Below are 24,270 nucleotides of genomic sequence, written 5' to 3'. Positions count from 1 at the left end.
GTCTTCTGGCGCCGGTCGCAATCGAGCTGCCATACACAAACCACCCGCAAAATTACAGTTCAGTTTGGTTCAGTCGGTGCGCTCGGTTTACGCCAGTTCGCACCAAACTCACCATAAGCCCTTGATCCTGTTCGACTATTCCCAGCATCGCAGCCACCGTTGCCACCATAGGTTCAGTTGGCGGTTCAGCATCAAAAGGGTGCCACACTTGCCAGCAAAAAACACCTTGCAAATCTTCGTCTTACAAAACGATTGACTCGGTGTGGCCCTTACTGTTAATCCGTAGGTCCCTGGTTCGAGCCCAGGTCGAGGAGCCAAATATAGCAATGCATCAAGTACTTAGGTCTTGCGACTTAGGTGCTTTTTTCATTTCTGGGTTGAGCTAAGCCACTCTTCAGGTTCTGCATTGGTTCGGTGGCGGATTCAAAAGTATCTCCCACCGCTGCCGATGGCTTGGACCGCTCAGCTTTTGGCGGGTCGCCCCGCTAAACTAAAACACATTCAATTACCGAAAGAAAACATGTTTGATAAAAGCGGCCAATGGATTTACCTTGAAACGTTCGAAGATTTTGACAACGGCCTGTCAGACCTGATCGAACTCTGGTCAAGTACAGCGACCCAAGCGGTCAAAGAATCAGCACTCGCGCACTTCAAAGAAAACTTGGAGGGTGCCATGCTAAATTGGGCCGACAACCGCGCCAAGTTAAAAAAATACACAGCCATTGGTAAAGAGTTGGCTGAGTTTGAAGAAGCACTGAAGTAAGGCTCACCCAATGGAATCCACAAATGAAGCGATCGCTTGGGAGGCATTGAAAAGTCTTGGCGACACAGCTTTGGCGCGAGGTGGAATTCAAGGCGTTCTTCAAATGTTTGTCAGTGTGCTCACCTCCGCAGAACAAGTGGCGCGAGAATGTGACGATGAGGGCCATCCTGAAGCGATGATTTCGGATGCCATCTCCACCTGGATCACGTCGACTTATGTCCCTGAAATGCAGCAAGAGCTTTCAAATGGACCGGGTACAGCATAGGGTTCCTTTACACGGCAATCGGTGTTTACGCAGGATTGCTCTGCACCCCATTGGGGCTCTGCATTGGTTCGGTAGTCTGCATGGATAATTCCACCGATGAGAATAAATCTGACAACGCCGTTCGCTGAGAAAGATGCTGTTAAAGCACTTGGTGCACGCTGGGATGGCTCCAAAAAGCTTTGGTACATCGTCGATGTCACTGACCTCACTCCATTTTTGCGCTGGATTCCAAATATGGAGTCAGCCATGGACGGATCGGATGCTGTTGCGCAATCGACAAAGTCAAAAAGCACTCCACCGAAACGTACCCAAGCCCCAGTACCCTCCATTTCAGTGAATGACGTTCCGCATTGTGGGTGCGATGTTCGGCCTTGGGAAGACTGCATTCACACGGCTATTGCATGAACTCAATCAGCTTGAATCTCTCGGGCTGGTGCTGCCCACTCCAGCGTACATCTTGGGTGCCATCCTGTTTGGCATCATCAGCTGGATTGCGTTTCGGCGAGGCAGAAAAACATCAGTCTCAGTCCTCACATGGGCTGGTGTCCCTTTGATGCTGTACCCCTCCGGAATATCGCAAACTTGGACGCTGTGGTTGGTCGGGGGACGCACTTTCGGGCTTGGTTTATGCCAAGTGGAACTCTTCAACACAGGCAAGGTAAGTTCACCACAGATCGCTGCAACACTATCTAAGGTGAAACGCACTGGTACCAAACATGCCAATGAGTCCGATCGAGATCAGGTAGATGGCCGCAATGAAGTTCAGGAGCTTAGGCACAAGCAATATAAGAATGCCGAGTTAGCTGAGTTTGAAGAAGTGCTGAAGAAAGGCTCAAACGTTGTCCCTGCAGCCGACAGCAATACCCCTGCGGCGCCTGCCAAGACCAAGAAAAAGGCGTAAGCATCCTCAAATCGAGAAGCCGAACACATTACGAATCAAGCACTTAGGTCTTACGACTTAGGTGCTTTTTTAATTTCTGCAGTGATTTTGATGTGAGGCCCAGATCGGCCAGTAAGCGTTACGGCTTCCGTAAACTGATCTCTTCTCTACCGTCTATGTCAAAGGCCGACATCTTTGGCTTTAACCAGCTCACGCGCGTAATCGTAAGCCGCTTCTACCGCTTTTTCTTGAGTCGGAAAATCGTTGGGAACACGCCTGCGCATACCAGGAATGTGTGTCTTTAGGGGGGCGAAATCGCTCATCCGCTCAAATCGAGCCCAAGACAGCCAACGGCCTGTTGGCTCTTTTTGCGCACTGACAGTCACAGAATAGCCATCGAGTTCGATGAATCCATTTATATCCATGGTCTCCCCCTTAAAGTGGTGAAGTAATTATGGACTTTTTGCGAAAAAAGTGGAATGACATGACATCGGCATCCAGATCGCATCAACGAACCTTGCTTCCTCGTTGCTTCGCCATGTGACGGACCAGCAATAGCCAAAAAATTGCCCAAGCGGAGCCAAAAGCCCAGCCGCCCAGTACATCGGTCGCCCAATGAACGCCGAGCGCCACGCGACTCAACCCCACCAGCAGCGTCATCAGTGCTGCCGTCAGCAAAATATAGATACGTTCGGGCAGATAGCTGCGCGTACTCGCAATCAAGGCGCCGATCGTCAGAAAAACAATGGCGGACATGCTGGCGTGTCCGCTCGGGAAGCTCAAACCAGAAACGACAAGCTCAGCGTAGACCGCGTCAGGGCGAAGGCGACCGAAGGCTGCCTTGAAAACGCTAACCAGGACAGTCCCTGATATCACTGAGGTAGCCACAAGGAAGGCCTTGATCCTCGCATGAACGAGCGAGAGGTAGCCAACGGTTGCAACCGTGAAAAGTGACAATACTGCCGTGCTGCCCAATCCACTCAGGTCGCGCATGACTTCTGCCAGCCACGGGTAGGCTCCGCGAAATGACTGGGCACGGGCCAATAATTCCATGTCGAATATTCGCGTGTCACCGTCGGTCACTTCACTGCCTAGTTTTACAAACACAAAAGCCAGCATCACAACCGCAAACCCGATCATGAGAGGAAGCAACAGGGTTTGATATCGATCGTCTCCTTTGCGGGACGACGAAGTGGCTTTTTTACGGTCTAGAGTGGGCATCGAAGTAGCAACCTCATAGCAGGAAAATTCACTTGAAGGTCAGGGGCGAAAAACATCAACGATAAGTGTCGAAGTCCGCCCATGCCGGGTGCAGAATTTAAAAAAGCCCAGCACTTGCGTACGGGGCTTTTGAATTTCTGGCGACCGATTATTCGGGCAACGCAACTTTCTGGTCAACGCTGAACTGGTAATCTTTAAAGATGTGTTCAGCGCTCAGTGTTTGGTAGCTACCGTCGTCCAGACGACGTGTCGTGTCTTTCAGGCGATAGGTGTAATGACCACAGGTCCAGCAATTGAAGTTGCGCATGTGGGTACACAGGCAGGTCTTGTCCATCACCGAGATCGTTTTTGACTTCGGATGCAGGGCCACTTCTTGGTTGTAAGCGGTGATATAGGCACAGTTGCCATTGCCATCCAGCAGGTAGCCATAGGCTTCGCAGTTGGGACGAATACCAGCACCGATGGCCGGTGTATTCTTCAGCATGCGCATCGGGTAGCCCGTTGGCGAAATCGTGTTGACGATGATGTCTTCTTCGCTGGCCTTGAAATACTCCTGCTTGACCTTGTTCGGCAAGCCGCATTCATTGGCCACGGTAAATCGCGTGGCAACCTGAACGGCCGCCGAGCCATTTTCCAGGAACGACACGGCGTCGCTGCCGGTGAAGATACCGCCCGCCGCAATCAGCGGAATATCAAGTTGCTCAGTTTTCAGAAACTGAACAATTTCAGCAATGATGGTGGCCAGATCGTATTGCGCCCAGTCCATGCCAAAACCCAGATGACCGCCGGCCAACGGACCTTCCACGATCACAAAATCAGGCAGACGGTTCAGTCTGGCGTTTTTGCGCAGAAAGATTTGCAGCGCCCGCACCGACGAAACGATGATGCCGAGCTTGGCGTCCCGAAACCGGGGGTGGTCTGCCAGCAAGCCAAAGGAGCCCAAATGCAAGCCAGCACTCAAGGTAATGCCGTCAACGCCGGCATCCAGTGCCGAGGCCATACGCACCTGCAGCGTTTCACGCGGGCCGTTCATGGTCAGCTTTTCCATGCAGTTGACGAAAATCAGACCATCGCCACGCTTGGCTTGCATGGTGGATTCGACATGGCGACGGGTTGCCTCAGCCAACACGCCCAGATCGAACTTGACGCTGGACTTGTCGGAGTTGTCGATGTTGTGCTTGTAGAAGCGGGTTTTGTCTTTGACGAAACTGGTGTCAAAGCGTCGGTCGGAGACGTCATTCACCATGGCATCGGAGATATGCCCAATGCCGCCCAGGCGAGCGGCTTCCAGAGCCAGTTCGGCGGTTGAAATATCAACCCCCATGCCGCCAACAATGATCGGCACGTACTCTTTTTTACCAAACTTCAGGCGGAAGTCATCTACACGTTTCATCAAATTCCTTGGGCGCTCCGGCACCCCTGGTGACCCTCTTGGCCGGCGGCCCAAGCAAGCCCAGGGAGAACATAAATTGCAAGCCAGATGGGTCTTGCATAGCCTCAATTCTACCCTGCCTGTTTTTTAAACCTGATGCATTGACAATTCCCCTGCTCGGCTTGAGTACTTCACCAAGGCGTCCATTTTCTCCACCTGGACGCGAGCCAAACGATAACCATAAACAGTGGATTTAAGCCACGCCAATTCGGTTGCCAATGCCGCCTCGTCAGCGATTCGTGTGTGCCACACTTTTTGCTCCGCATTCCAGCGGTAAGCCCTGGCTTTCAACTGGTCTTTGGCTTCGAACGGGGCGTTGTTGGCCTGGACTCGGTAGCTCGGTTGGCGACTCAAGGCAATGATCTGGGCCAGGCCACTTTGACCGGAGGTGGGTAATTGTTCACCCAAAACCGCCAGCAGCGCATGGCAATCGACTTCAGCGCGGTGGGCATCATAAAACCAGCCCTTCGCCAAGGCCAGGTATTCCAGCTTGGCAGAACCTTGGCCTTCCTTTTTCCAGTCAATATCAGCAAACGAGCAGCCCCAGGGCAATTGAGCAAAGGCGGGTAGGCGCGCTTCACAAAACGGCCGGTCAAAACCGGCGTTGTGGGCAATGACCAGATCAGCCCCTTCCAGCAGGCTGGCAATCCGGGCCTCATCCAGATGCTGTCCCTGGACCATCTCATTGGAAATACCCGTAATGGCCGTGATCTCTTTCGAAATCGGCATACCCGGGTCTTCAAGCCCGTCGTAGACCATCACCTCACCGACGGGCAAGCCGGTGGCGGTATCCACATCGACGCGCAAGATGGCCAGCTCGATGATTTTGTCGCAGGCATGATCCAGGCCCGTGGTTTCCGTGTCCAGCACCAGAACCCGAATGACGGGTCCCAGCGGTTGCCGATCAAAGTGAAGAATGGGCAGCAGTCGGCGCAGCACCCGATAGTCGGGGTGGTTGGCGAGCGTGGTGGCCATGGATTCGGCGTCCGGCAGCAAGACGGGCTTGGGCGTCGCCGGGCGGCGCGGCTTGGCCCGGGGTTTTGGCGGCACGCCGGACACAACGGGCAGGTCGGCGTTATCAAAGGCAAGCTGGAGTTGCGGGTCGGTCACGTTGAGCTTTCGGATGGAAATTTATTCAGTCGAGCATTACACCGCACTCAGACGTGCCGCAGGAGACGGACAACGGATCGACCCAGCGGCCACCGGGCCAGCGCTTGTCGCCCCGGTGTCGCGGCATGCTCTGGGTTTTCGGGTAAATTGGCGCTATTCCCGGCGTCAGCCGGCCCTGATCAGCTCCTTTTTGAATAGCACCATGACATCTGCTTCACCCTCCGCGCCCACCCCACCGGCCCTGCGCCCGCTGCGCGGCGTGCGCGTGCTCAGTCTCGCGCTCAACCTGCCGGGCCCGGCGGCCTTGATGCGCTGCCAGCAAATGGGCGCGACCTGCGTCAAACTGGAGCCGCCACCGCCCGCCAGCGCCACCGGAGAGGCCATTCCGGGAGCCTCGGGTGACCCGATGGCCTGGTACAACCGCACCGCCTACGCGGCGATGCATCAGGGCGTTCGCCTCGCGGTGGCCGACCTCAAGACTGAAAAAGGGCAGAAAGCCCTGCACCGGGAACTGGCCAAGGCCGATGTTTTGCTGACCTCGTTTCGCCCGTCTGCCCTGCGCAAACTGGGTCTGGACTGGAAACTGCTGCACAAACTTTACCCGGCTCTGTCGCTGGTCGCCATTGTGGGCGCCCCCGGGGCGCGTGCCGAAGAACCGGGCCATGATCTGACCTATCTGGCGGAAAACAATCTGGTGAGCGGTCTGGACATGCCGCCCACCCTGTATGCCGACATGGGCGGTTCGCTGATGGCGACCGAGGCGGTGCTGCAAACCGTGCTGATGCAGCGTCAAAAAGGCAAAGGCGTTTGCATCGAGGTCGCCTTGTCGGAAGCCGCGGGCTATCTGGCCCTGCCGCGCACTTGGGGGCTGACGCAACCGGGCGCGGCGGTCGGCGGTGGCCACGCCGGTTATCGGGTCTACCCCTGCAAGGACGGCCGGGTCGCGATGGCCGCGCTGGAGCCGCACTTTGCCAAATCCCTGTGTGCCGCGGCGGGCGTTCAAAACGCCAGTGTCAAAAGCATGATGGCGCCCGCCACCCACCAGTTGATCGCCGACTACCTGCTCAGCATGACGCGCAAGGCCCTGGACAAGCTGGCCAGCGAAAAAGACATTCCGCTTTACACGCTACCAAAATAATAGCTACTTGCGCTTTCTGGACGGGGGCTAGCGCCCGTTTTTACCTATTAATAAGGTCAAAGACGGCGCAGCAGCCGCACATGCATCGGTCGGGTGAAATCCGCACCGGCCGGGCCACAAAGCGGCTCAAAAACCGCACGCACCGCCGCGATCTTGGCGTCATCCAGCTGGTGATCGGCAAAAGTCGGCCGCATCATGCGCTGCTCGAAATCGGCAAAGTTTTCAAAATGAACCGGCGTGGCAAAGCGTTGCTCGGCCACCTGCGTCCACACCCCGCTGGTCAGCGCTTGGTCAAGCGCCGCCTGGGCGGCAGCCCGCACCACGCCTTCGTCGTTGTACAGGCGAATCACTTCGTTCATAGCACCGTCATAAATCGGCTCTGAAACGTACAAGTAGCCGCCCGGACGCAGCACGCGGGCCACCTCACTGAGCGCCTGCGCCATCGCGGACAGCGGCACATGGTGCAGCGACTTGAGCATCAACGCAAGGTCAAAGGAGGCCGCCGGCAGGGGAATGGCCTCGGCACCGGCCGCGATGAAGGTTAAGTCCGACTGCGGGTCGGCCAGATTTTTGGCGTGTTGGCGCACATCGACTTCCAGACCGGTCACGCGCGTGCCGGGATAGCGTTGCAGCAGCGTCCGCGCCAAACGCGCGCTGCCGCAACCAAGTTCAAGGATGTCGCGCTGCTCAAGAGGCACTAACTCGGCCAAAACGGTCAATTCATCAGTGATCAGGGGGAGTTGATCCAAGGGCATCATCGGAGGTTTCTTTCTTTAAATGCTATACAAACAATAGCTACTTACGCACAGTAGACGGAGGCTAGCGACGTATTTTTCATAATTTTCACCAACAAGACGACCGCCCGGGCCTCCATCGCCTGCCCCAGCCCGACCGGGCCCATTTTTTCGGCGGTTTTGGCTTTGACGTTGACCTGGTCCACCGCCACGCCCAGCGCCTGCGCGATATGGGCGCGCATGGCGGCCATGTGTGGCATCAGTTTGGGCGCCTGCGCGATCACGGTGCTGTCCACATTGCCGATCTCAAAGCCTTTTTCACGCACGCGCCGCGCCGCCTCGGCAAGCAGCATCCCTGAATCAGCGCCCTTGAAACGCTCATCCGTGTCCGGAAAATGCGTGCCAATGTCGCCCAAGGCGGCGGCGCCCAACAGCGCATCGGTGATGGCGTGCAACAGCACATCGGCATCGGAATGGCCCAGCAGGCCCAGGGCAAAGGGAATCTCCACGCCACCGAGAATGAGCTTGCGCCCGGCCACAAGGGCATGCACATCCCAGCCCTCGCCTATTCTGAAATTCATCATGTTATTTACCTTTCATGCGTGCGTTCAACACCGCCTCGGCCAGCGCAAAATCTTCCGGGTACGTCACCTTGAAGTTCTGCGCGCTGCCCGCCACCAGCTTGGGGGCCAGACCGACAAACTCCATCGCGCTCGATTCATCGGTCACCTTGTCGCCCGCTTGTTGCAAGGCGTCCGCCAGCGCACCAAGGCGAAACATCTGGGGCGTCTGGGCCAGCCATTTGTCACTGCGGTCCAGCGTGCCGCTGACCCGGCCGCCGACTTCGCTTTTCAGGGTGTCCGGCAATTTAAGCGCCAACAGCCCACCGACTTCGTCCGAGGCACAGGCGTCGATCAAGGCATTGATCTGGGCGGGCGTGATCAGGCAACGCGCCGCGTCATGCACCAAGACCCAATCGTCCGGCGCGGCACCACACTCCAACAAAAAAATCAAACCATTAAAAACACTCGCAGCCCTCGTTGCGCCTCCGCAACCAGCTATTAAAACAGTAGCAGAATGGGATTGCAAAAAATCGTCATCGGCGGCCACAACCACTGTGGTCTGGGTGATCCGGGGCACCCCGCTAAAAGCAGCCAGGGTGTGCGCCACCATGGGCTGCCCGGCCAGCGGCTGGTACTGTTTGGGGCCCTCTGCACCCGAACGCGAGCCGGTGCCAGCGCAGGGAATGACGGCCCAAAAGCGGGCGTCAGAGGGGAAGATCGAGGGGGAATTATTAGAGAGGTCAGTCATAGGCTTCTCGCCATTCTAAAATCTAACTAAGATGTTAGGTCACCGTCAGACACCCCCCGCTCGCCCGCGTGGGGTGTTTTGTATTTGTGTTTTGAACTCAACGCGTTGCTTACGTTGTCCATAGGCGATTCATGTATTTACCCAAACTGCACCCCGGCAAACGATTCACCCTGCCGCGTCCCACAGGCTCAGCCGATGCTTTGCTGCTGGCCCAACTGGGCCTGCGCGAGAAGGGCAACGGCAAGCTGACTGCCATCGTCACCGCCAATGCCGCCGATGCCCAGCGCCTGATCGACGAGATCGGGTTTTTTGCCCCCGACTTGCGCTGCGTGCTGTTCCCGGACTGGGAAACCCTGCCTTACGACACGTTTTCACCGCACCAGGACCTGATCAGCGAGCGCCTTGCTACTTTGTGGCGCATCAGCCAGCGCGAAAAAGAGACGGGCGCCGATGTCGTCATCGTGCCCGCCACCACCGCGCTCTACCGGCTGGCGCCGCCCAGTTTTCTGGCCGGCTACACCTTTCAGTTCAAAGTCAAACAAAAACTGGACGAGGCCAAGTTCAAGGCCCAGTTGACGCTGGCCGGCTACAGCCATGTCACGCAAGTGGTCAGCCCGGGCGAATACGCGGTGCGCGGCGGTCTGATTGACCTGTTCCCGATGGGCAGCGCCGTGCCCTACCGGGTTGATCTGTTTGACGACGAGATCGACAGCATTCGCACCTTTGACCCCGACAGCCAGCGCAGCCTGTACCCGGTGCCCGAAGTGCGCCTGTTGCCGGGTCGCGAGTTCCCGATGGACGACGACGCTAGAGCCCGCTTTCGCAGCCGCTGGCGCGAACTGCTGGAGGGCGACCCGACCAAGAGCCGCATCTACAAAGACATCGGCAACGGCGTCGCCACCGCCGGCATCGAGTACTACCTGCCGCTGTTCTTTGAGGAAACGGCCACCGTGTTTGACTACCTGGGCGCGGATGCCACGGTGGTGCTGCATGGGGACCTGGAGCCAGCCTTCCAGCATTTCTGGCAAGACACCAAAGAACGCTACCGCCTGGTGCGCACCGACCCCGAGCGCCCCGCCCTGCCGCCGGAAGCCCTGTTTCTCAGCACCGAGCAGTTTTATGCCCGGGTTAACCAGTTGCCCCAACTGGCAATCAAGGCACCGGCCACGGGCATCGAACTGGTTGATGGTTCAATTGAGGCACCGACCCTTGCCGCGCCCACCGACTACGTGGAACTCGGCCTGTTGCCCGAGCTCACGGTGGTGCGCGGGGCCGACGATCCGCTGGCGCGTCTCAAAGACCACATTCGCCACACCACGCAGCGCGTGCTGGTGTTGGCGGAGAGCGAAGGCCGCAAAACCAGCCTGCTTGATTTTCTGCACACCAGCCAGCTGAGCCCACCGTCGTTTGATTCGCTCGCCGAGTTTGAGCGCAGCCATGAAAAAGTGGGCATTGCCACCTCGTCACTGAACACCGGTTTTGCCTGGCTGGAAGCGGGTATCGATTTCGTCACCGAGACCGAGTTGTTTGCCGCCGGCCCGACCACGCGCCGGCGCAAAAAGCAGGAGCAGGTAAGCGATGTTGAAGCGCTGATCAAGGACCTGAGTGAACTCAAGGTCGGCGACCCGGTCGTCCATTCGGCGCATGGCATTGGCCGCTACAAAGGACTGATCAACCTCGATCTGGGCAACAAACTGGCCAACGGCGAGCCCGAAATGCAGGAATTCCTGCACCTGGAATACGCCGACAAAGCCACCTTGTATGTGCCGGTGAGCCAGTTGCAACTGATCAGTCGCTACACCGGCGTCAGTCCCGACGAAGCACCGCTGCACCGGCTCGGTTCCGGCCAGTGGGAAAAAGCCAAACGCAAGGCCGCCGTGCAGGTGCGCGACTCCGCCGCTGAATTGCTCAACATTTATGCCCGCCGCGCCGCCCGCGAAGGCCACGCCTTCCGCTACTCGCCAAGCGATTACGAAACCTTCGCCAACGACTTTGGCTTTGAAGAAACGCCGGACCAGAGCGCCGCCATTCACGCCGTTATTCAGGACATGATCAGCCCGCGCCCAATGGATCGTCTGATTTGCGGCGACGTCGGCTTTGGCAAAACCGAGGTTGCGTTGCGCGCCGCCTTCATCGGCATCACCGGCGGCAAACAGGTGGCGCTGCTGGCACCGACCACACTGCTGGCCGAGCAGCATTACCAGACGCTGGTGGACCGCTTCGCCAAATGGCCGGTCAAAGTGGCCGAAATGAGCCGCTTTCGCTCCGCCAAGGAAATCAGCGCCGCCATGAAAGGCCTGGCCGACGGCACGGTCGACATCGTGGTCGGCACGCACAAACTGCTCAGCGAATCGACCAAATTTAAAGACCTGGGCCTGCTCATCATTGACGAAGAACACCGTTTTGGTGTGCGTCACAAAGAGCAAATGAAGGCGCTGCGCGCCGAAGTCGATGTGCTCACGCTCACCGCCACGCCCATCCCCCGCACGCTGGGCATGGCGCTGGAAGGCTTGCGCGACCTGAGCGTGATCGCCACCGCACCGCAACGCCGCCTGGCGATCAAGACTTTTGTCCGTACCGAAGGCAACGGCGTGATCCGCGAAGCCGTGCTGCGCGAACTGAAACGCGGCGGCCAGGTTTACTTCTTGCACAACGAGGTCGAGACGATTGAGAACCGCCGAGCCAAATTAGAAGAACTGCTGCCCGAAGCCCGCATTGCCGTGGCGCATGGGCAGATGCCGGAGCGCCAACTGGAAAGTGTGATGCGCGACTTTGTGGCCCAGCGCTACAACCTGCTGCTGTGCTCCACCATCATAGAGACCGGCATTGACGTGCCGACCGCCAACACCATCGTCATGAGCCGCGCCGACAAGTTCGGTCTGGCCCAGTTGCACCAGTTGCGCGGCCGCGTTGGCCGCAGCCACCACCAGGCCTATGCTTATTTGATGGTGCCCGATCTGGAAGGCCTGACCAAGCAGGCCAGCCAGCGGCTTGACGCCATTCAACAAATGGAAGAACTCGGATCAGGCTTCTACCTTGCCATGCACGATCTGGAAATTCGCGGTGCCGGCGAGGTGCTGGGCGAAAACCAGAGCGGCAACATGCTCGAAGTCGGCTTTCAGCTGTACAACGAGATGCTGTCCGAAGCCGTGCGTTGCCTGAAAGCCGGTATCGAACCCGACCTGCTCAGCCCGCTCAACGTCACCACCGACATCAACCTGCACGCCCCGGCCCTGCTGCCGGACGACTACTGCGGCGATGTGCATCTGCGTCTGAGCTTTTACAAAAAACTGGCCACCGCCAAGAGCACCGACCAGATCGACTCTTTGCTGGAAGAAATTGTCGACCGTTTCGGCAAACTGCCCTCCCAGGCACAAACGCTGATCGACGTGCACCGCCTGCGTGTGATGGCCAAGCCGTTTGGCGTGGTCAAAGTCGATGCCGCCCCCGGCGTGATCACCATCACCTTCAAGAAAAACCCGCCAATCGACTCGATGAAAATTATTCAGATGATCCAGAAAAACAAACACATCAAACTGGCCGGCAGCGAGAAGCTGCGCATTGAGCGCGAGTTGCCGGAAGCCAAAGACCGGGCGCAGATGGTGCGCGATGTGCTGCGGGGGCTGGGGCAGCCGGTGCTGGACATGGCTACCACCTAATTGCCCAACACTTATATACTTGCTTATGTAATTAATTGGAGAAATGCCATGTCTCAAGTCACTATTTATATGGACGATGATGCGATTGCACTGGCCAAAAATTCGGCTACGGCAGCAAAAACATCGCTGAGCCGCTGGCTGACAGGCTTGGTCAAGGAAAAAACAGCGACGCAGGCCAATAAAGGCTGGCCCGCTGACTTTTGGGACATGGCCGGGGCCTGGAGCGAGTCGGACTTTCCAGACGTCGCCCAAATGCGGGCCAATGAAACCCCGCAAGCCCCTCGTGAATCGTTTTAAGAACGCGCTCCAGAAGTTCACCGATGTACCTGCTCGACACCAACATCCTGGCTTATTTTTTCAAACGCCAGGGCGGCGTGGCAGAGCGCATTTACGCCCACCCGCCCAACCTGCTTCATGTGCCCAGCGTGGCGATTTTCGAGATTGAGTTCGGTCTGGGGGCATCCTCCAAGCCAGAAAAACACCGCCCCCAACTCGACTGGGTGCTGCGCACCTTCCACATTGCAGATTTCGACGCCAACGCCGCGCAAGCCGCAGGTCATATCCGCCATGTATTGCAAAAAGCGGGAACGCCCATCGGTACTTACGACTTGCTTATCGCCGGCATTGCCCTGGCCAACCGTTACATCGTCATCACCCGCAACACCCGCGAGTTCGAGCGTGTGCCGGGGCTGCGCGTGGAGAACTGGTATGACGAATGACTGCAACCGCTGGTTGCAGAAATCAGATAAGCCAAAACACACCCTCGCGCGGCCTCGCAGCGCATGAACAGGCAGCGGAGACGCTAGACAGGCTCACGGCTGCACTTCGGTTTTACTTATAACAAACCAGCCTCTAGCCCCCGTTCTTATTGCGCAAGCAGCTATCAAAATAATAGTAAGTAAAGCATCCATGTCAAACCCTATCCTGAACGCCCCGCCCCCCAACCAGCACAAGCTGGACATCCTGCGCGAGCATTTTCCGCAAGCGGTGGAGGTGGACGCGCAAGGGCGCGTGCGCATCAACGCCGCCGGGCTGCAACAGGCCATTGACCCGTCGAACCCGGCGGGCTTGCAAGTGGAAGAAGATGGCTACGAGCTGCGCTGGGTGGGCAAGCGCGAGGCGTACCACAGTGCCTTTGTGCCGGTGCAAAAAATCATCGAACCGCTGCCGCTGGAGAGCAAGCACTGGGACAACACCGGCAACATCTTGATGCGCGGCGACAACCTGGACGCGCTACGCCTGCTGCGCCACAGCTACTTTGGCAAGGTCAAACTGATCTACATTGACCCGCCTTACAACACCCAAAGCGACTCGTTTATCTACCGCGATGATTTTTCAGCCAAGCAAAGCGAGGTGCTGGCGCAACTGGGTTACAGCGCGGACAACATCGACTACATCAAAAACATCTACGGTGCCCGCACGCACAGTGGCTGGTTGAGCTTTATGTACCCACGCCTGCTGCTGGCCAAGGATTTGCTGCGCGACGATGGCGTGATTTTTATCTCGATTGACGACAACGAGCAGGCGCAATTGAAGTTGCTGTGTGATGAGGTATTTGGGCAGGAGAATTTTGTTGCGGATGTACTTTGGCAAAAAAAGTACGCTGCGGCTAATGATCACAAAACCATTGCGCCTTTGCATGATCACATTCTTGTTTACCGGAAAACTGATGAATGGGTACGCAATTTGTCGGCACGAACGGAAACCCAGGATAAGCAATATCGACTTAAGGACGACAACGGCATTTTTCGCCCCGACAACTACTTATGCAACAAGTCCGCCGAAGAGCGCCCCAGCCTTTACTATCCGATCATGCAACCCAATACCGGGGAAGAGATTTGGCCCAAACGCACCGCTGTATGGCGATATTCCCTGGAGACTCATCAAAAAAATGTGGCGGAAGGACTTATCTATTGGGGTAAAGATGGCACTGGGCGTGTCCCGGCCTACAAACGCTACAAAGACCGCCTTAAAAACGGTGGGGCTTTAGTGCCTACGACTTGGTGGACTTTTGACGAATGCGGCCACAACGACGAAGCGCAAAAAGAGACTGCTGCACTACTCGCTCAAAAAGTTTTTTCTACGCCCAAGCCAATCCGTTTGCTGCAAAAAATCATGCGTTTAGGCTGTGACAAAGACGATACCGTGATGGACTTTTTTGCTGGAAGTGGAGCAACAGGTGAAGCCGTGATGCGCCTCAATGCTGAAGACGGCGGCAAACGCCAATTCATCCTTGTCCAAATTCCCCAACCGATTGACCCCAAAAAGCAGCAAGAGGCGCATCACTTTGTGACCCAAACGCTGGGCAAGCCCGAGGCCACCATTTTCGAGATCACCGCCGAGCGCCTGCGCCGCGCCGGGGCCAAAATCGAAGCTGAACAAGCCGCCAAAGTGCAAGCCCTCGCCTTGCAACCGGCTCAACTGGACGGTTTTTCGTCTGCGGATGAAGCTGGCTCAGCGCCAGTGGTACACGTCGATACCGGTTTCCGCGTCTTCGATCTGGTGGACGACCCCGATGCGCTCATCTTGCAAAAGACGCTGCAACAGGCCACACAAGCCGACGTGCTGGCTCTGCAAACCGCCATTGCCACACCGCAACCGTCGCAATTGCCGCGCATCCTTTACAACCTGCTGCTGGCCGAGAGTTTGCCGCTAACGACCACTCTGCGCACCCTCAAAGACCAGCATCTGTATCTGGCCGGTGATGTACTGCTCATCGTGCAAACCCTGCCGTTGGACGAACTGACCGACACCCTGCGCGCCTTGCAAACCGAAGGCACGCCCGCGCTGCACCTGACCGTTTATGCGCCGTGGATTGCCGATGACAACTTCATGCTGGGCATCAAAACCGTAGCCGAATCGCTGGGTTATTCAGACGACAAGCTGAAACTGCGGGGCTGATCAGCATGGCAGCCCAATTTCAATACACCCGGCTGGCGCACCAAAGCGCGGCGGTGCAAAGCATTGCGGATGTTTTTGCCGATGTGAATTTTGTGCCGCCCACCGGCGCGCAGGCTAACCCGGTGTTTGTGCCTGCCCTGGCAGAACAAACCTTGCGTGCCAACATCACCCGCACGCGGGAAAGCAATCACATCTTCGCCGGTAGCGTGCAGGTGACAGGCACCGCCACGCCCACCTTGAGCCTGGACGTGCTGATGGAAACCGGCACCGGCAAGACGTTTACCTTCATCGAGACCATCCACAAGCTGCACAAGGATAAAAAACTCTCCAAGTTCATTGTGCTGGTGCCCAGCAATGCAATTCGCCAGGGCACGCTCAAAAGCCTGCAAACCACCGCCAGCTTTTTTTCTCGGGAATACAGCAACCAGAAGATCAACGTTTTCAATTATTCCAGTCGCACGGTGCCCGGTTTCATTCACGCGGCCAACACCGGCATTTCGGTGCTGGTGGCCACTTACCAGGCGTTTGCGGGCGACAGTAAAGTGATTAACAAGCGTGGCATTGAGGCCAATTTGTTGGGGCGGGCCAAAAGCTATATGGAGGCGCTGGCCCAAATTCGCCCGGTGCTCATCATTGACGAGCCGCACCGTTTTGAGGGCAAGCAAACGCAGGAGTATTTGGCCAAGTTCAATCCGCTGCTGACCGTTCGCTTTGGCGCCACGTTCAAGGGTGACAGCGACGCCATCAAATACCGAAACCTGATTTACACGCTGGACAGCCTGGACGCGTTTCGCCAGCGACTGGTGAAAGGCATCACGGTGGACACCGTGGGCACGGGTGCCGAGATGGCGCAGGTACTGTGCTTCACCTCGGTCAGCGGCAGCGCCAAAGAGCGCACCGCGCATGTGAGCTTCCAGAGCATTGCGGGCAAGAATGCCACCGTGGAGTTACTGGCCAAAGACAATCTGGGCGATAAAACCGGCATTGCTTTTCTGGATGGGCATGTGGTTGAGGCCGTGACCGCCAGTGAGGTGCGGTTTACCAATGATTTCTCGCTCCCTTTGGGCGAGGCCACGTCTTACGGCATGTTGGCAGATCAAATGCAGGCGCTGATCATTGGTCGCAGCATTGCCAATCATTTCGAGCGTGAAGAGGCGTTGTTCAAACGCGGTATCAAAAGCTTGAGCCTGTTCTTTATCGACTCGGTGGCCAAGTATTTACCCGAGGGCAAAAAGCCCGCCGTGGTGCGCGAGGCGTTTGAGCGCCACTACCGCGTGCAGTTGGCCCAAATGTTGGACAAGCCGGAGCTGGACCCCGGTTACCGGGCTTATCTGGCGCGCAGCGCGGCCGATATTGGCCGGGTTCATAAAGGTTACTTTGCCCGTTCGCACAGTGAAAAAGGCGAAGAGGAAGCGATCAAGCTGATTTTGCAGGAGAAAGAAAAGCTGCTGTCTTTTGACACCGATTTGCGTTTTATCTTCTCCATGTGGGCGCTGCAGGAAGGCTGGGACAACCCAAATATTTTCACGCTCTGTAAGCTGGCCCCCAGCAATTCCAAAATTACCAAACTGCAGCAAATTGGGCGTGGCCTGCGTCTGGCGGTGAACCAGCAGCTGGAGCGGGTGCAGTCGGATGACGCGGCGTTTGACGAGATCAATGAGCTGGTGGTGGTGGTGCCCGCCAGCGAGGGGGATTTTGTCGAGTCGATTCAAAACGAAATTGCGGCCCACAACGTGCGCCGCGTGGCACGGGTGTTTGACCAGGAGGCGCTCAAGGTCAATCAAATTTGCGATAACCCGTTTGTGACGGTCGTTTTGCTGCAAGCCTTGGCGCAGGCCGGGGTGACGGCGGTGGACACACGCACGGGCCAATCGACCATCATCATGAGCCAGGCCGATTACGCCGTCCAGCGCGCCGCGATTTTGAAACTGGCGCAGGGCATTGAGGGCGTGAATGCCACCGAGCTGCAAGCCTATCTGGACGCGTATTTCAGTGGTTTCAGCCAGGTCAAGCACAAGGCGGACAAGCCCCGGGTATCGCTGCACCTTAACGCCGCGAATTATCAAAATTTCAAAGCACTGTGGGACAACCTGAACCGCGATGCCGTGCTGCGCTATGAGTTGGATGCAGCGGTTTTGACCACAAGAATTCTGGAACGCATAGCGGCTGATTTCTCCGTGCTGCCGCTGACGATCAGCGTGACCCGCACCGAGTCGGTGGAGAGTCTGCACAAGGTGAAGAGCACGGAGCAAAGCTACAACATCGCGTCGCAGTCGGTCTACACGCTGTCTGAATTTGTGCGGGAACTGGCCAATTTAACGAAGTTGAGTTACCACACCGTGGGACAAATTTTGAGCCGCATGCAGAGCGATAAATTCGACCAAATCCGCCACAACGAAAACCGCGCACTCACCACGCTGCGTGACTTGATACTGGGCTGCATTTACGAGTTGTTGGTCAATAAAGTGAGTTATCAGTTGCGTGAAGTTCGCGCTAAAACATCATTAACGGACATCAAAGGGGACTTACTGGGAACGATTCCCGTCTCGTTGTGCGGGGTTGAGGCCCACGCCATCAGCAACACCGAGGTTCAGGCCCGGTCGTTGTATCTAGATGAATTCATGCCGGTGGACAGCCAGATTGAGCGTGACACGGTAGATGAGTCCAAGCAGACGAGCATCACGGTGTTTGCCAAGCTGCCAAAAATCAACATTCCCACCCCGATGGGCCACTACAACCCAGATTTTGGATATGCCCTGCAACAGGGGGGCACCGCGCAAGCGCTGTATCTGGTGGTTGAAACCAAGGGCTATGACAATCGCACGGACATCCCGCTCAAGGAAAAATGGAAAATTAAAAGCGCTGAGCATTTCTTCAAAGCGCTGCAGGATTTGCCGGAGCTCAAAGAGAAAGGCATCCAGATTCACTACCAAACCAAGATCAATGGCGAGTCGCTGGCTCAATTGATTTTAGGCATTAAATAGGCATCTAGCCCCCGTATTCATTGCGCAAGCAGCTATCAAAACAATAGTAAATTTATTCCCCATGCAAGCCACCGAACTCTCCCCCGGCCTCGTCCTTCAAGGCTTCACCCCTCCTTTGCGCCTGGCTGACTTCAAACTCATCGCCTTCGACATGGACTCGACCCTCATCAACATCGAGTGTGTGGACGAGATTGCCGATGCGGTCGGCCGCAAGGCGGAAGTAGCGGCCATCACCGAGGCCACCATGCGCGGCGAAATTGCTGATTTCAAGGAAAGCCTGCGCCAGCGCGTAGCGTTGCTCAAAGGCGTCAGCCTGGCCAGCATGGAAGAGGTTTACGCGCAGCGTCTGCAACTCAACCCCGGCGCGGCGGAACTGGTGGCGACCTGCAAAAAAGCCGGCCTGAAAGTGCTGCTGGTGTCGGGCGGCTTCACGTTTTTTGCCGACCGGGTGCGCGACCGGCTGGACATTGATTACACCCGCTCCAACGTGCTGGAGGTCCATGGTGGTGAGTTGACCGGCCGCATGATCGATCAACCCTGGGGCGATATTTGCGACGGCGCCGAAAAACGCAAGATGCTGCTGGAGACCTGCGCCCAGCTCGGTATCACGCCGCAACAAACCATCGCCATGGGTGATGGCGCCAATGACCTGCCCATGATGAAAGAAGCCGGTTTGTCGGTGGCTTACCACGCCAAACCCAAAGTACGCGAACAGGCGATGGTCGCCATCAACAGCGGCGGGCTGGACCGGCTGCTGGAAGTGCTCAACTAAGATCCCTTTTTTACGGGAGACAAGACCCATGAGAATCGAAACCCTGGCCGTCCACGCCGGCTACACGCCTGACCCCACCACCAAAGCGGTGGCGGTGCCGATTTACCAGACCGTGGCCTTCGCCTTTGACAGCACCCAGCATGGCGCTGACTTGTTCGACCTGAAAGTGGCCGGCAACATTTACAGCCGCATCATGAACCCGACCAACGCAGTGCTGGAAGCCCGCGTGGCAGCGCTGGAAGGCGGCATTGGCGCGCTGGCCGTGGCCTCCGGCATGTCGGCCATCGCCTATGCGATTCAAACCATCACCGAAGCGGGCGACAACATCGTGTCGGCGTCCACACTGTACGGCGGCACCTACAACCTGTTTGCCCACACCTTCCCGCAAATGGGCATTGAGGTGCGTTTTGCCGATTACCGCGATCCGGCCTCGTTTGCCAAGCTGATCGACAGCCGCACCAAGGCGGTGTTTTGCGAATCGGTGGGCAACCCGCTGGGCAACGTCACCGACCTGGCGGCACTGGCTGAAGTCGCCCATGCCCATGGCGTGCCGCTGATCGTGGACAACACCGTGGCCAGCCCGTATTTGTGCCGCCCGTTCGAGCATGGCGCCGACATCGTGGTGCATTCTCTGACCAAATACCTCGGCGGCCACGGCACCACGATTGGCGGCGCCATCGTGGACTCCGGCAAGTTCCCGTGGGCCGACCACAAAGAACGCTTCAAGCGCTTGAACGAACCCGATGTGAGCTACCACGGCGTGGTCTACACCGAAGCACTGGGCGCTGCCGCCTACATTGGCCGCGCCCGCGTGGTGCCGTTGCGCAATATGGGTGCCGCCTTGAGCGCCATGGCCGCCTTCCAGATTCTGCAAGGCATTGAAACGCTGGCCTTGCGCATGGACCGCATTTGCGACAACGCCCTCAAAGTAGCCCAGCACCTGCAGTCGCACGCCAAAGTGGGTTGGGTCAACTACGCCGGTCTGCCAGACCATGTGGACCATGCGCTGGTGCAGAAATACATGGGCGGTCGCGCCTCGGGCATCATCAGTTTTGGACTGAAAGCCAGCGACAGCCTGGAAGCCGGTGCCCGCTTTCAGGATGCGCTCAAGCTGTTCACCCGGCTGGTCAATATTGGCGACGCCAAATCACTCGCCTGCCATCCCGCCTCCACCACGCACCGCCAACTTAGCCCGGCCGAATTGGCCAAAGCCGGCGTGAAACCCGACATGGTGCGCTTGTCCGTGGGTATTGAGCATATTGACGACCTGCTGGAAGACCTGGAACAGGCGCTGGCAGCGGTTTAATTGCCGGGCTCAGGCCCGCTCCACCACAGGCTGCCCGGCCTGCACGGTAAAGCGGGCCAGGGTTTCAATCCGGGTGTCCTGACGCGTCACGTCATCAACCACCCGCAAGGTGGTGGTGAGCTGGCGGGGCGTGAACTCCACCACGCCATAACCTTTGCGCTGTGCGTCGGCAAATACAAAATGCGGATTTTCAGCCAGTCGTTCGGCTAGTTTGGCGCTGCCGCTGGAACGCGACGTGATGCTGGTACCGCAAAACTCAACGCCCACGCTGGCACTGTTGGGGTCTGCGTAATCGGCTTTGACGTGGCCGACCCAGTTTTCATGCACATCGCCGCCCAGCAACACCGGGTTAGTCACCGCGTGCTGGCGCAAGGCATCCGTCACCCGGCTGCGCGCGGCGGTGTAGCCATCCCAGCCGTCATTCCAAAGCGACTGTCCGGGGCCAATTTTTAAATCTCGTTGACCAAACAAAGTGGGCTGGCCGAGCACATTCCAGCCCGTTTCACGCGACTTGGTTTTGGCAAATTCGTCAACCAGCCAACGCTCCTGCTGCCGGCCCAACAAACTGCGCTTCGGGTCGTTCCATGCCGGGCACTGGGCCGGATTCAAGGTGCTGGAGCCCATTGCACCGCCCTTGTTGCAGACCTGCGGGTCTTTGTATTGCCGGGCATCCAGCAAATACAACGCCGCCAACTGGCCATACTGCAAACGGGAATAAATGCGCATTTCTGCGCCACGCGCCAGTCCCGCAAGGGCTTGGGTCAATACCGCAGCGCGAAGCGGCATGTGTTCGTAATAGGCTTGGTAGGCCGCCGCCCGCCGTGCCAAAAAATCAGCCGGTGAAGATGGGTCCGTCAAACCGCTGTTGCCCGCCTGCAACCCGGCATAGTCGTTCTGCACCTCATGGTCGTCCCACGTCATCAGCCAGGGACAGGCCGCATGCATGGCCTGCAAATCCGCATCGCCCTTGTACAAGGCATAACGCTGGCGGTAGTCATCCAGACTCCGCACCCAGCCGCCGGAAGGCGTGCGTACTTTGCTGTATTTGGCCGGGTATTCATAAATGTAGTCGCCCAGAAACATCACCGCGTCGAGGTTTTCTTGCCGCATGTGCCGCCAGGCGGTGAAATAGCCATCCTCCCATTTTTGACAGGAGGCGTAACCCAGCCGCAGTCGGTTCACCACGGCATCCGGTTGCGGAAAGGTTCGTGTGCGCCCCACCGGGCTAACGGCATCGCCCGCCATGAAGCGGTAAAAGTACCAGCGGTCAGCCTCCAGACCGGCCACCTCCACATGCACCGAATGCGCCAACTCGGCGCTTGCCAGCGACTGGCCACTTTGCACGAGGTGGGTGAATTTTTCGTCATGCGCCATCTCCCAGCGTACCGTGACAGCAGTCTGACCGCGGTGGAGACTATTCAGTAACAAGCGCGTCCACAACACCACCGAGTCGTGCAGGGGCGACCCACTGGCCACGCCCAGGGCGAACGGATTGCTGGAAAAACGGGGCTGGCTGCACGCGCTGCGCGGTAACCACAAAGCAACCGCACTGACGCTGGCCAGCTGGAGCAGACGGCGGCGGTTCAGCCAATCAGGATCGGTCATGGAGGGGTGAACTGCGCGAATGCGCTCAGCCCAGCGCAAGTCGGCGGGCAGCGCGCTCGCCGACGAAAGCAAATGCAAACGCCAGCCCTTCTTCCATCGATTGTTCTATGGCGTGGCGTTCCTGTTCCGTCAGGTAAAACATCATGTCCACATCGTGCCGGACATACCGGGCAGGCAAGCGGTTCAGCGCGACGCAGGCCACATCGGCCAGCATGTCAGAAGTGAAATTCGGATGCGACTCAGTCAGCCGGGCCACCTCTTCAAAGACCAGCCGTTCGTAATAGTTGTGAATTTGCTCAAAATTGAGAACCATAAACGCTCCAAAAACGCCACTGGCCACATTGACCAGCACTTCACCTTAGCAGTCCCGGGGACCCCTGACAAGGGGAAAAATTAAGAAAAAGAGGGCTGCAACCACTATATTGACGGCTATCACAGCTATGAAACTTGTAGCAGGCACGAAACTGCGCTATAGTTTCGTGCCGTACCGGAAACTGGAAGTATCAAAGACTGATGCAACGTCCAAGTTAAAACGTCCCGGTGATCAATCAATGCTTTCAGGAGAGTCGTTTAATGAGTTCCAAAGAAAATGCCGCAATCGGTCAACTGCTTGGGCTACTGGAGTCGCGTTACGCAATCCGGGTACTGTGGGCTCTGAAAGACGGACACGCCCAGACCTTTCGATTGCTGCAAGACAGTGTCGGAAGCATTACCCCCAACACACTGAACACCCGCATCAAGGAATTGCGCGAAGCGGGTCTGGTCACGCATGGCACCGACGGTTACGTTGTGACCACTTTGGGCGCGGACCTGCTCAAACGGCTCGCTGACCTGCCGGCATTTGCCGCCAAATGGGCCGCCAGTCAGGTCAAAAAGACGCCCTGATTAACCGCCAGTCATCTCGCCTCGAAAATAAGCGGGATGTGGGGTTCAGCGTCCAGAAGACAGGTCAGTCCTGTCTTTTTTTTGACGCCGCTTTTCAAGCCACAGAACGGCTGCTTGCAACGTTTGGAAACGTTGGCGGCCATGGTCTGCTGGCATAATTTAACGTTTTCTGGGTATAGCCCTTGTCCAACGAGCGCACCCAGCTATCTATTTAATAGCAAACAAGGAATTCAACATGACTACCACCGCCTCCGGCCTGCAATATGAAGATACCGTTATCGGCACGGGTACCGAAGCGACCAAGGGCAAAAGCGTCACCGTTCACTACACGGGCTGGCTCTACAACGACGGCGTGCAAGGCGTCAAGTTCGACTCCAGCAAAGACCGGGGTGACCCATTTGTCTTTTCGCTGGGCGCTGGCATGGTGATTCGCGGCTGGGACGAAGGTGTGGCAGGCATGCTGGTTGGCGGTGCGCGCACCCTCATCATCCCGGCAGCACTGGGTTATGGCGCCCGCGGCGCCGGCGGTGTAATTCCACCGAACGCCACCTTGAAATTTGACGTTGAACTGCTGGGCGTGTCAAAGTAAGCACCGCGTTGCAACGTGCGTACTGTATCGCCCGGCGAAGCGCCCGGGTGATTTTTAGTACGTACTCTTGAATTGTCTGCCAACACCCCCAACTAGCGGGCTTAGTACTTGAAATTTGGCTTATACGCATGTCTGAAACCAATCAAACCCCAACTAACCCAACTTCCACCGGCTACAAGAGCACCGAAGAGATGGTCGCCGCCCAGGCCGCACAAGAGACTGATGCCTTGTCGCGGGCGCAGGCCGATTTGACTGAATTGCAGGCCAAAAGCGCCGATCTCGCAGATCAGTTTCTTCGGGCCAAAGCCGAGGCTGATAATGCCCGTCGCCGGGCTGAAGAAGAAATCTCCAAAGCCCGCAAGTTTGCGGTGGAAAGCTTCGCCGAAAGCCTGCTGCCCGTCGCGGACAGTCTGGAGGCCGGACTGATCATCAAGGACGCCAGCATCGAGCAGGTTCGCGAAGGCGCCCAGGCGACGTTGCGGCAGTTGCTTGCCGCGCTGGAGCGCAACAAGGTGATTTCCATCAATCCCGCCGCTGGCACCAAATTTGACCCCCACCAGCACCAGGCCATCAGCGTGGTGCCCTCGGAGTTGGAAGCCAACACGGTGGTGACAGTGCTGCAAAAAGGCTATTCGATTGCCGACCGCGTACTGCGTCCGGCACTGGTTACCGTCGCCGCGCCAAAATAATCATTATTGCAACTTGAAAAATTTCG

General features: G+C 57.4%; 23 protein-coding genes and 1 pseudogene. 14 read left to right on the top strand and 10 right to left on the bottom strand.

Annotated elements, in window-relative coordinates:
• Positions 1 to 448: 448 nt before the first annotated feature.
• The 3 genes from HHJ17_RS18305 (at position 449) to HHJ17_RS18295 (ending at position 1,433) form a co-directional block, all read left to right on the top strand.
• On the top strand, positions 449 to 763 hold the full coding sequence (locus HHJ17_RS18305; protein ID WP_296506808.1) for a hypothetical protein: 315 nt from the start codon (positions 449 to 451) through the stop codon (positions 761 to 763).
• Positions 764 to 773: 10 nt separating this feature from the next.
• Entirely contained in the window at positions 774 to 1,028 is a 255-nt protein-coding gene (locus HHJ17_RS18300) for a hypothetical protein (protein ID WP_296506807.1), read from the top strand.
• Positions 1,029 to 1,124: 96 nt separating this feature from the next.
• Positions 1,125 to 1,433, top strand: coding sequence for a DUF5710 domain-containing protein (locus tag HHJ17_RS18295; RefSeq protein ID WP_296506805.1), 309 nt, complete (start codon positions 1,125 to 1,127; stop codon positions 1,431 to 1,433).
• 280 nt (positions 1,434 to 1,713) lie between these two features.
• Here HHJ17_RS18295 and HHJ17_RS18290 read toward each other — a convergent pair.
• The 5 genes and pseudogenes from HHJ17_RS18290 to HHJ17_RS18270 all read right to left on the bottom strand — a co-directional run.
• Positions 1,714 to 1,824 (bottom strand): annotated as a pseudogene (locus tag HHJ17_RS18290) (DUF3096 domain-containing protein); the annotation flags it as partial.
• Positions 1,825 to 2,087: 263 nt separating this feature from the next.
• On the bottom strand, positions 2,088 to 2,333 hold the full coding sequence (locus HHJ17_RS18285) for a hypothetical protein (RefSeq protein WP_296506804.1): 246 nt from the start codon (positions 2,331 to 2,333) through the stop codon (positions 2,088 to 2,090).
• Between the two features lie 82 nt (positions 2,334 to 2,415).
• Positions 2,416 to 3,129: a phosphatase PAP2 family protein gene (locus tag HHJ17_RS18280; RefSeq protein WP_296506802.1), complete on the bottom strand. Its 714-nt coding sequence runs from the start codon at positions 3,127 to 3,129 to the stop codon at positions 2,416 to 2,418.
• A 148-nt stretch (positions 3,130 to 3,277) separates the two neighbouring features.
• Positions 3,278 to 4,522: a nitronate monooxygenase gene (locus HHJ17_RS18275; RefSeq protein ID WP_296506800.1), complete on the bottom strand. Its 1,245-nt coding sequence runs from the start codon at positions 4,520 to 4,522 to the stop codon at positions 3,278 to 3,280.
• 126 nt (positions 4,523 to 4,648) lie between these two features.
• Positions 4,649 to 5,671 (bottom strand): 3'-5' exonuclease, encoded by a 1,023-nt coding sequence (locus tag HHJ17_RS18270; RefSeq protein WP_296506798.1) that lies wholly within the window; start codon positions 5,669 to 5,671, stop codon positions 4,649 to 4,651.
• A 202-nt stretch (positions 5,672 to 5,873) separates the two neighbouring features.
• On the opposite strand from HHJ17_RS18270, the gene HHJ17_RS18265 reads away from it, so the two are divergent.
• A complete protein-coding gene (locus tag HHJ17_RS18265) occupies positions 5,874 to 6,809 on the top strand; it encodes a CoA transferase (protein ID WP_296506797.1) in 936 nt (311 codons plus the stop codon).
• A gap of 56 nt (positions 6,810 to 6,865) precedes the next feature.
• Here the strand turns inward: HHJ17_RS18265 and HHJ17_RS18260 are convergent, their stop codons facing one another.
• Genes HHJ17_RS18260 through ispD form a run of 3 tightly spaced genes read right to left on the bottom strand, consistent with a single transcriptional unit; the run spans position 6,866 to position 8,854 of the window.
• Complete coding sequence (locus HHJ17_RS18260; protein WP_296506795.1) at positions 6,866 to 7,558, bottom strand: class I SAM-dependent methyltransferase; 693 nt, start codon at positions 7,556 to 7,558, stop codon at positions 6,866 to 6,868.
• Positions 7,559 to 7,608: 50 nt separating this feature from the next.
• Positions 7,609 to 8,124, bottom strand: coding sequence for a 2-C-methyl-D-erythritol 2,4-cyclodiphosphate synthase (gene ispF, locus HHJ17_RS18255; protein ID WP_296506862.1), 516 nt, complete (start codon positions 8,122 to 8,124; stop codon positions 7,609 to 7,611).
• A 4-nt stretch (positions 8,125 to 8,128) separates the two neighbouring features.
• A complete protein-coding gene (gene ispD / locus HHJ17_RS18250; protein ID WP_296506793.1) occupies positions 8,129 to 8,854 on the bottom strand; it encodes a 2-C-methyl-D-erythritol 4-phosphate cytidylyltransferase in 726 nt (241 codons plus the stop codon).
• Positions 8,855 to 8,985: 131 nt separating this feature from the next.
• On the opposite strand from ispD, the gene mfd reads away from it, so the two are divergent.
• The 7 genes from mfd to HHJ17_RS18215 all read left to right on the top strand — a co-directional run bounded on the left by mfd (position 8,986) and on the right by HHJ17_RS18215 (position 20,476).
• Positions 8,986 to 12,513 carry a transcription-repair coupling factor gene (mfd, locus tag HHJ17_RS18245; protein WP_296506791.1) on the top strand — a complete coding sequence of 1,176 codons (3,528 nt, stop codon included), beginning with the start codon at positions 8,986 to 8,988 and terminating at the stop codon, positions 12,511 to 12,513.
• Between the two features lie 48 nt (positions 12,514 to 12,561).
• The gene (locus HHJ17_RS18240; protein WP_296506790.1) at positions 12,562 to 12,810 is read left to right on the top strand and encodes a hypothetical protein; all 249 of its coding nucleotides are present in this window, start codon (positions 12,562 to 12,564) and stop codon (positions 12,808 to 12,810) included.
• Between the two features lie 23 nt (positions 12,811 to 12,833).
• On the top strand, positions 12,834 to 13,232 hold the full coding sequence (locus HHJ17_RS18235) for a type II toxin-antitoxin system VapC family toxin (protein ID WP_296506788.1): 399 nt from the start codon (positions 12,834 to 12,836) through the stop codon (positions 13,230 to 13,232).
• A 190-nt stretch (positions 13,233 to 13,422) separates the two neighbouring features.
• Complete coding sequence (locus tag HHJ17_RS18230) at positions 13,423 to 15,414, top strand: site-specific DNA-methyltransferase (protein ID WP_296506786.1); 1,992 nt, start codon at positions 13,423 to 13,425, stop codon at positions 15,412 to 15,414.
• A 5-nt stretch (positions 15,415 to 15,419) separates the two neighbouring features.
• Positions 15,420 to 18,398, top strand: coding sequence for a DEAD/DEAH box helicase family protein (locus tag HHJ17_RS18225; RefSeq protein WP_296506784.1), 2,979 nt, complete (start codon positions 15,420 to 15,422; stop codon positions 18,396 to 18,398).
• A 61-nt stretch (positions 18,399 to 18,459) separates the two neighbouring features.
• Positions 18,460 to 19,170 (top strand): phosphoserine phosphatase SerB, encoded by a 711-nt coding sequence (serB, locus tag HHJ17_RS18220; protein WP_296506782.1) that lies wholly within the window; start codon positions 18,460 to 18,462, stop codon positions 19,168 to 19,170.
• Positions 19,171 to 19,198: 28 nt separating this feature from the next.
• Complete coding sequence (locus HHJ17_RS18215; protein WP_296506781.1) at positions 19,199 to 20,476, top strand: aminotransferase class I/II-fold pyridoxal phosphate-dependent enzyme; 1,278 nt, start codon at positions 19,199 to 19,201, stop codon at positions 20,474 to 20,476.
• Between the two features lie 9 nt (positions 20,477 to 20,485).
• Here the strand turns inward: HHJ17_RS18215 and HHJ17_RS18210 are convergent, their stop codons facing one another.
• Complete coding sequence (locus HHJ17_RS18210; protein WP_296506779.1) at positions 20,486 to 22,081, bottom strand: alkaline phosphatase D family protein; 1,596 nt, start codon at positions 22,079 to 22,081, stop codon at positions 20,486 to 20,488.
• Positions 22,082 to 22,106: 25 nt separating this feature from the next.
• On the bottom strand, positions 22,107 to 22,394 hold the full coding sequence (locus tag HHJ17_RS18205; protein ID WP_296506777.1) for a late competence development ComFB family protein: 288 nt from the start codon (positions 22,392 to 22,394) through the stop codon (positions 22,107 to 22,109).
• A 260-nt stretch (positions 22,395 to 22,654) separates the two neighbouring features.
• On the opposite strand from HHJ17_RS18205, the gene HHJ17_RS18200 reads away from it, so the two are divergent.
• From HHJ17_RS18200 to grpE, 3 genes are all read left to right on the top strand, one after another.
• A complete protein-coding gene (locus HHJ17_RS18200; protein WP_296501946.1) occupies positions 22,655 to 22,966 on the top strand; it encodes a winged helix-turn-helix transcriptional regulator in 312 nt (103 codons plus the stop codon).
• A gap of 235 nt (positions 22,967 to 23,201) precedes the next feature.
• Positions 23,202 to 23,555, top strand: coding sequence for an FKBP-type peptidyl-prolyl cis-trans isomerase (locus HHJ17_RS18195; protein ID WP_296506776.1), 354 nt, complete (start codon positions 23,202 to 23,204; stop codon positions 23,553 to 23,555).
• A 128-nt stretch (positions 23,556 to 23,683) separates the two neighbouring features.
• Positions 23,684 to 24,244, top strand: coding sequence for a nucleotide exchange factor GrpE (grpE, locus tag HHJ17_RS18190; protein ID WP_296506774.1), 561 nt, complete (start codon positions 23,684 to 23,686; stop codon positions 24,242 to 24,244).
• Positions 24,245 to 24,270: the final 26 nt, after the last annotated feature.

The organism is Rhodoferax sp., assembly GCF_012927445.1.
GTDB lineage: Bacteria > Pseudomonadota > Gammaproteobacteria > Burkholderiales > Burkholderiaceae_C > Rhodoferax.
This window is presented reverse-complemented; position numbering and strand designations above follow the sequence as displayed.

Bases quoted from the DNA above. Each gene is read 5' to 3' on its own strand.
- mfd (WP_296506791.1), top strand. From the start codon at position 8,986: ATGTATTTACCCAAACTGCACCCCGGCAAACGATTCACCCTGCCGCGT.
- serB (WP_296506782.1), top strand. From the start codon at position 18,460: ATGCAAGCCACCGAACTCTCCCCCGGCCTCGTCCTTCAAGGCTTCACC.
- HHJ17_RS18295 (WP_296506805.1), top strand. From the start codon at position 1,125: ATGAGAATAAATCTGACAACGCCGTTCGCTGAGAAAGATGCTGTTAAA.
- HHJ17_RS18225 (WP_296506784.1), top strand. From the start codon at position 15,420: ATGGCAGCCCAATTTCAATACACCCGGCTGGCGCACCAAAGCGCGGCG.
- HHJ17_RS18265 (WP_296506797.1), top strand. From the start codon at position 5,874: ATGACATCTGCTTCACCCTCCGCGCCCACCCCACCGGCCCTGCGCCCG.
- HHJ17_RS18280 (WP_296506802.1), bottom strand. From the start codon at position 3,129: ATGCCCACTCTAGACCGTAAAAAAGCCACTTCGTCGTCCCGCAAAGGA.
- HHJ17_RS18235 (WP_296506788.1), top strand. From the start codon at position 12,834: ATGTACCTGCTCGACACCAACATCCTGGCTTATTTTTTCAAACGCCAG.
- HHJ17_RS18305 (WP_296506808.1), top strand. From the start codon at position 449: ATGGCTTGGACCGCTCAGCTTTTGGCGGGTCGCCCCGCTAAACTAAAA.
- HHJ17_RS18275 (WP_296506800.1), bottom strand. From the start codon at position 4,522: ATGAAACGTGTAGATGACTTCCGCCTGAAGTTTGGTAAAAAAGAGTAC.
- grpE (WP_296506774.1), top strand. From the start codon at position 23,684: ATGTCTGAAACCAATCAAACCCCAACTAACCCAACTTCCACCGGCTAC.
- HHJ17_RS18300 (WP_296506807.1), top strand. From the start codon at position 774: ATGGAATCCACAAATGAAGCGATCGCTTGGGAGGCATTGAAAAGTCTT.
- HHJ17_RS18205 (WP_296506777.1), bottom strand. From the start codon at position 22,394: ATGGTTCTCAATTTTGAGCAAATTCACAACTATTACGAACGGCTGGTC.
- HHJ17_RS18230 (WP_296506786.1), top strand. From the start codon at position 13,423: ATGTCAAACCCTATCCTGAACGCCCCGCCCCCCAACCAGCACAAGCTG.
- HHJ17_RS18240 (WP_296506790.1), top strand. From the start codon at position 12,562: ATGTCTCAAGTCACTATTTATATGGACGATGATGCGATTGCACTGGCC.
- HHJ17_RS18215 (WP_296506781.1), top strand. From the start codon at position 19,199: ATGAGAATCGAAACCCTGGCCGTCCACGCCGGCTACACGCCTGACCCC.
- HHJ17_RS18200 (WP_296501946.1), top strand. From the start codon at position 22,655: ATGAGTTCCAAAGAAAATGCCGCAATCGGTCAACTGCTTGGGCTACTG.
- HHJ17_RS18210 (WP_296506779.1), bottom strand. From the start codon at position 22,081: ATGACCGATCCTGATTGGCTGAACCGCCGCCGTCTGCTCCAGCTGGCC.
- HHJ17_RS18285 (WP_296506804.1), bottom strand. From the start codon at position 2,333: ATGGATATAAATGGATTCATCGAACTCGATGGCTATTCTGTGACTGTC.
- ispF (WP_296506862.1), bottom strand. From the start codon at position 8,124: ATGAATTTCAGAATAGGCGAGGGCTGGGATGTGCATGCCCTTGTGGCC.
- ispD (WP_296506793.1), bottom strand. From the start codon at position 8,854: ATGACTGACCTCTCTAATAATTCCCCCTCGATCTTCCCCTCTGACGCC.
- HHJ17_RS18195 (WP_296506776.1), top strand. From the start codon at position 23,202: ATGACTACCACCGCCTCCGGCCTGCAATATGAAGATACCGTTATCGGC.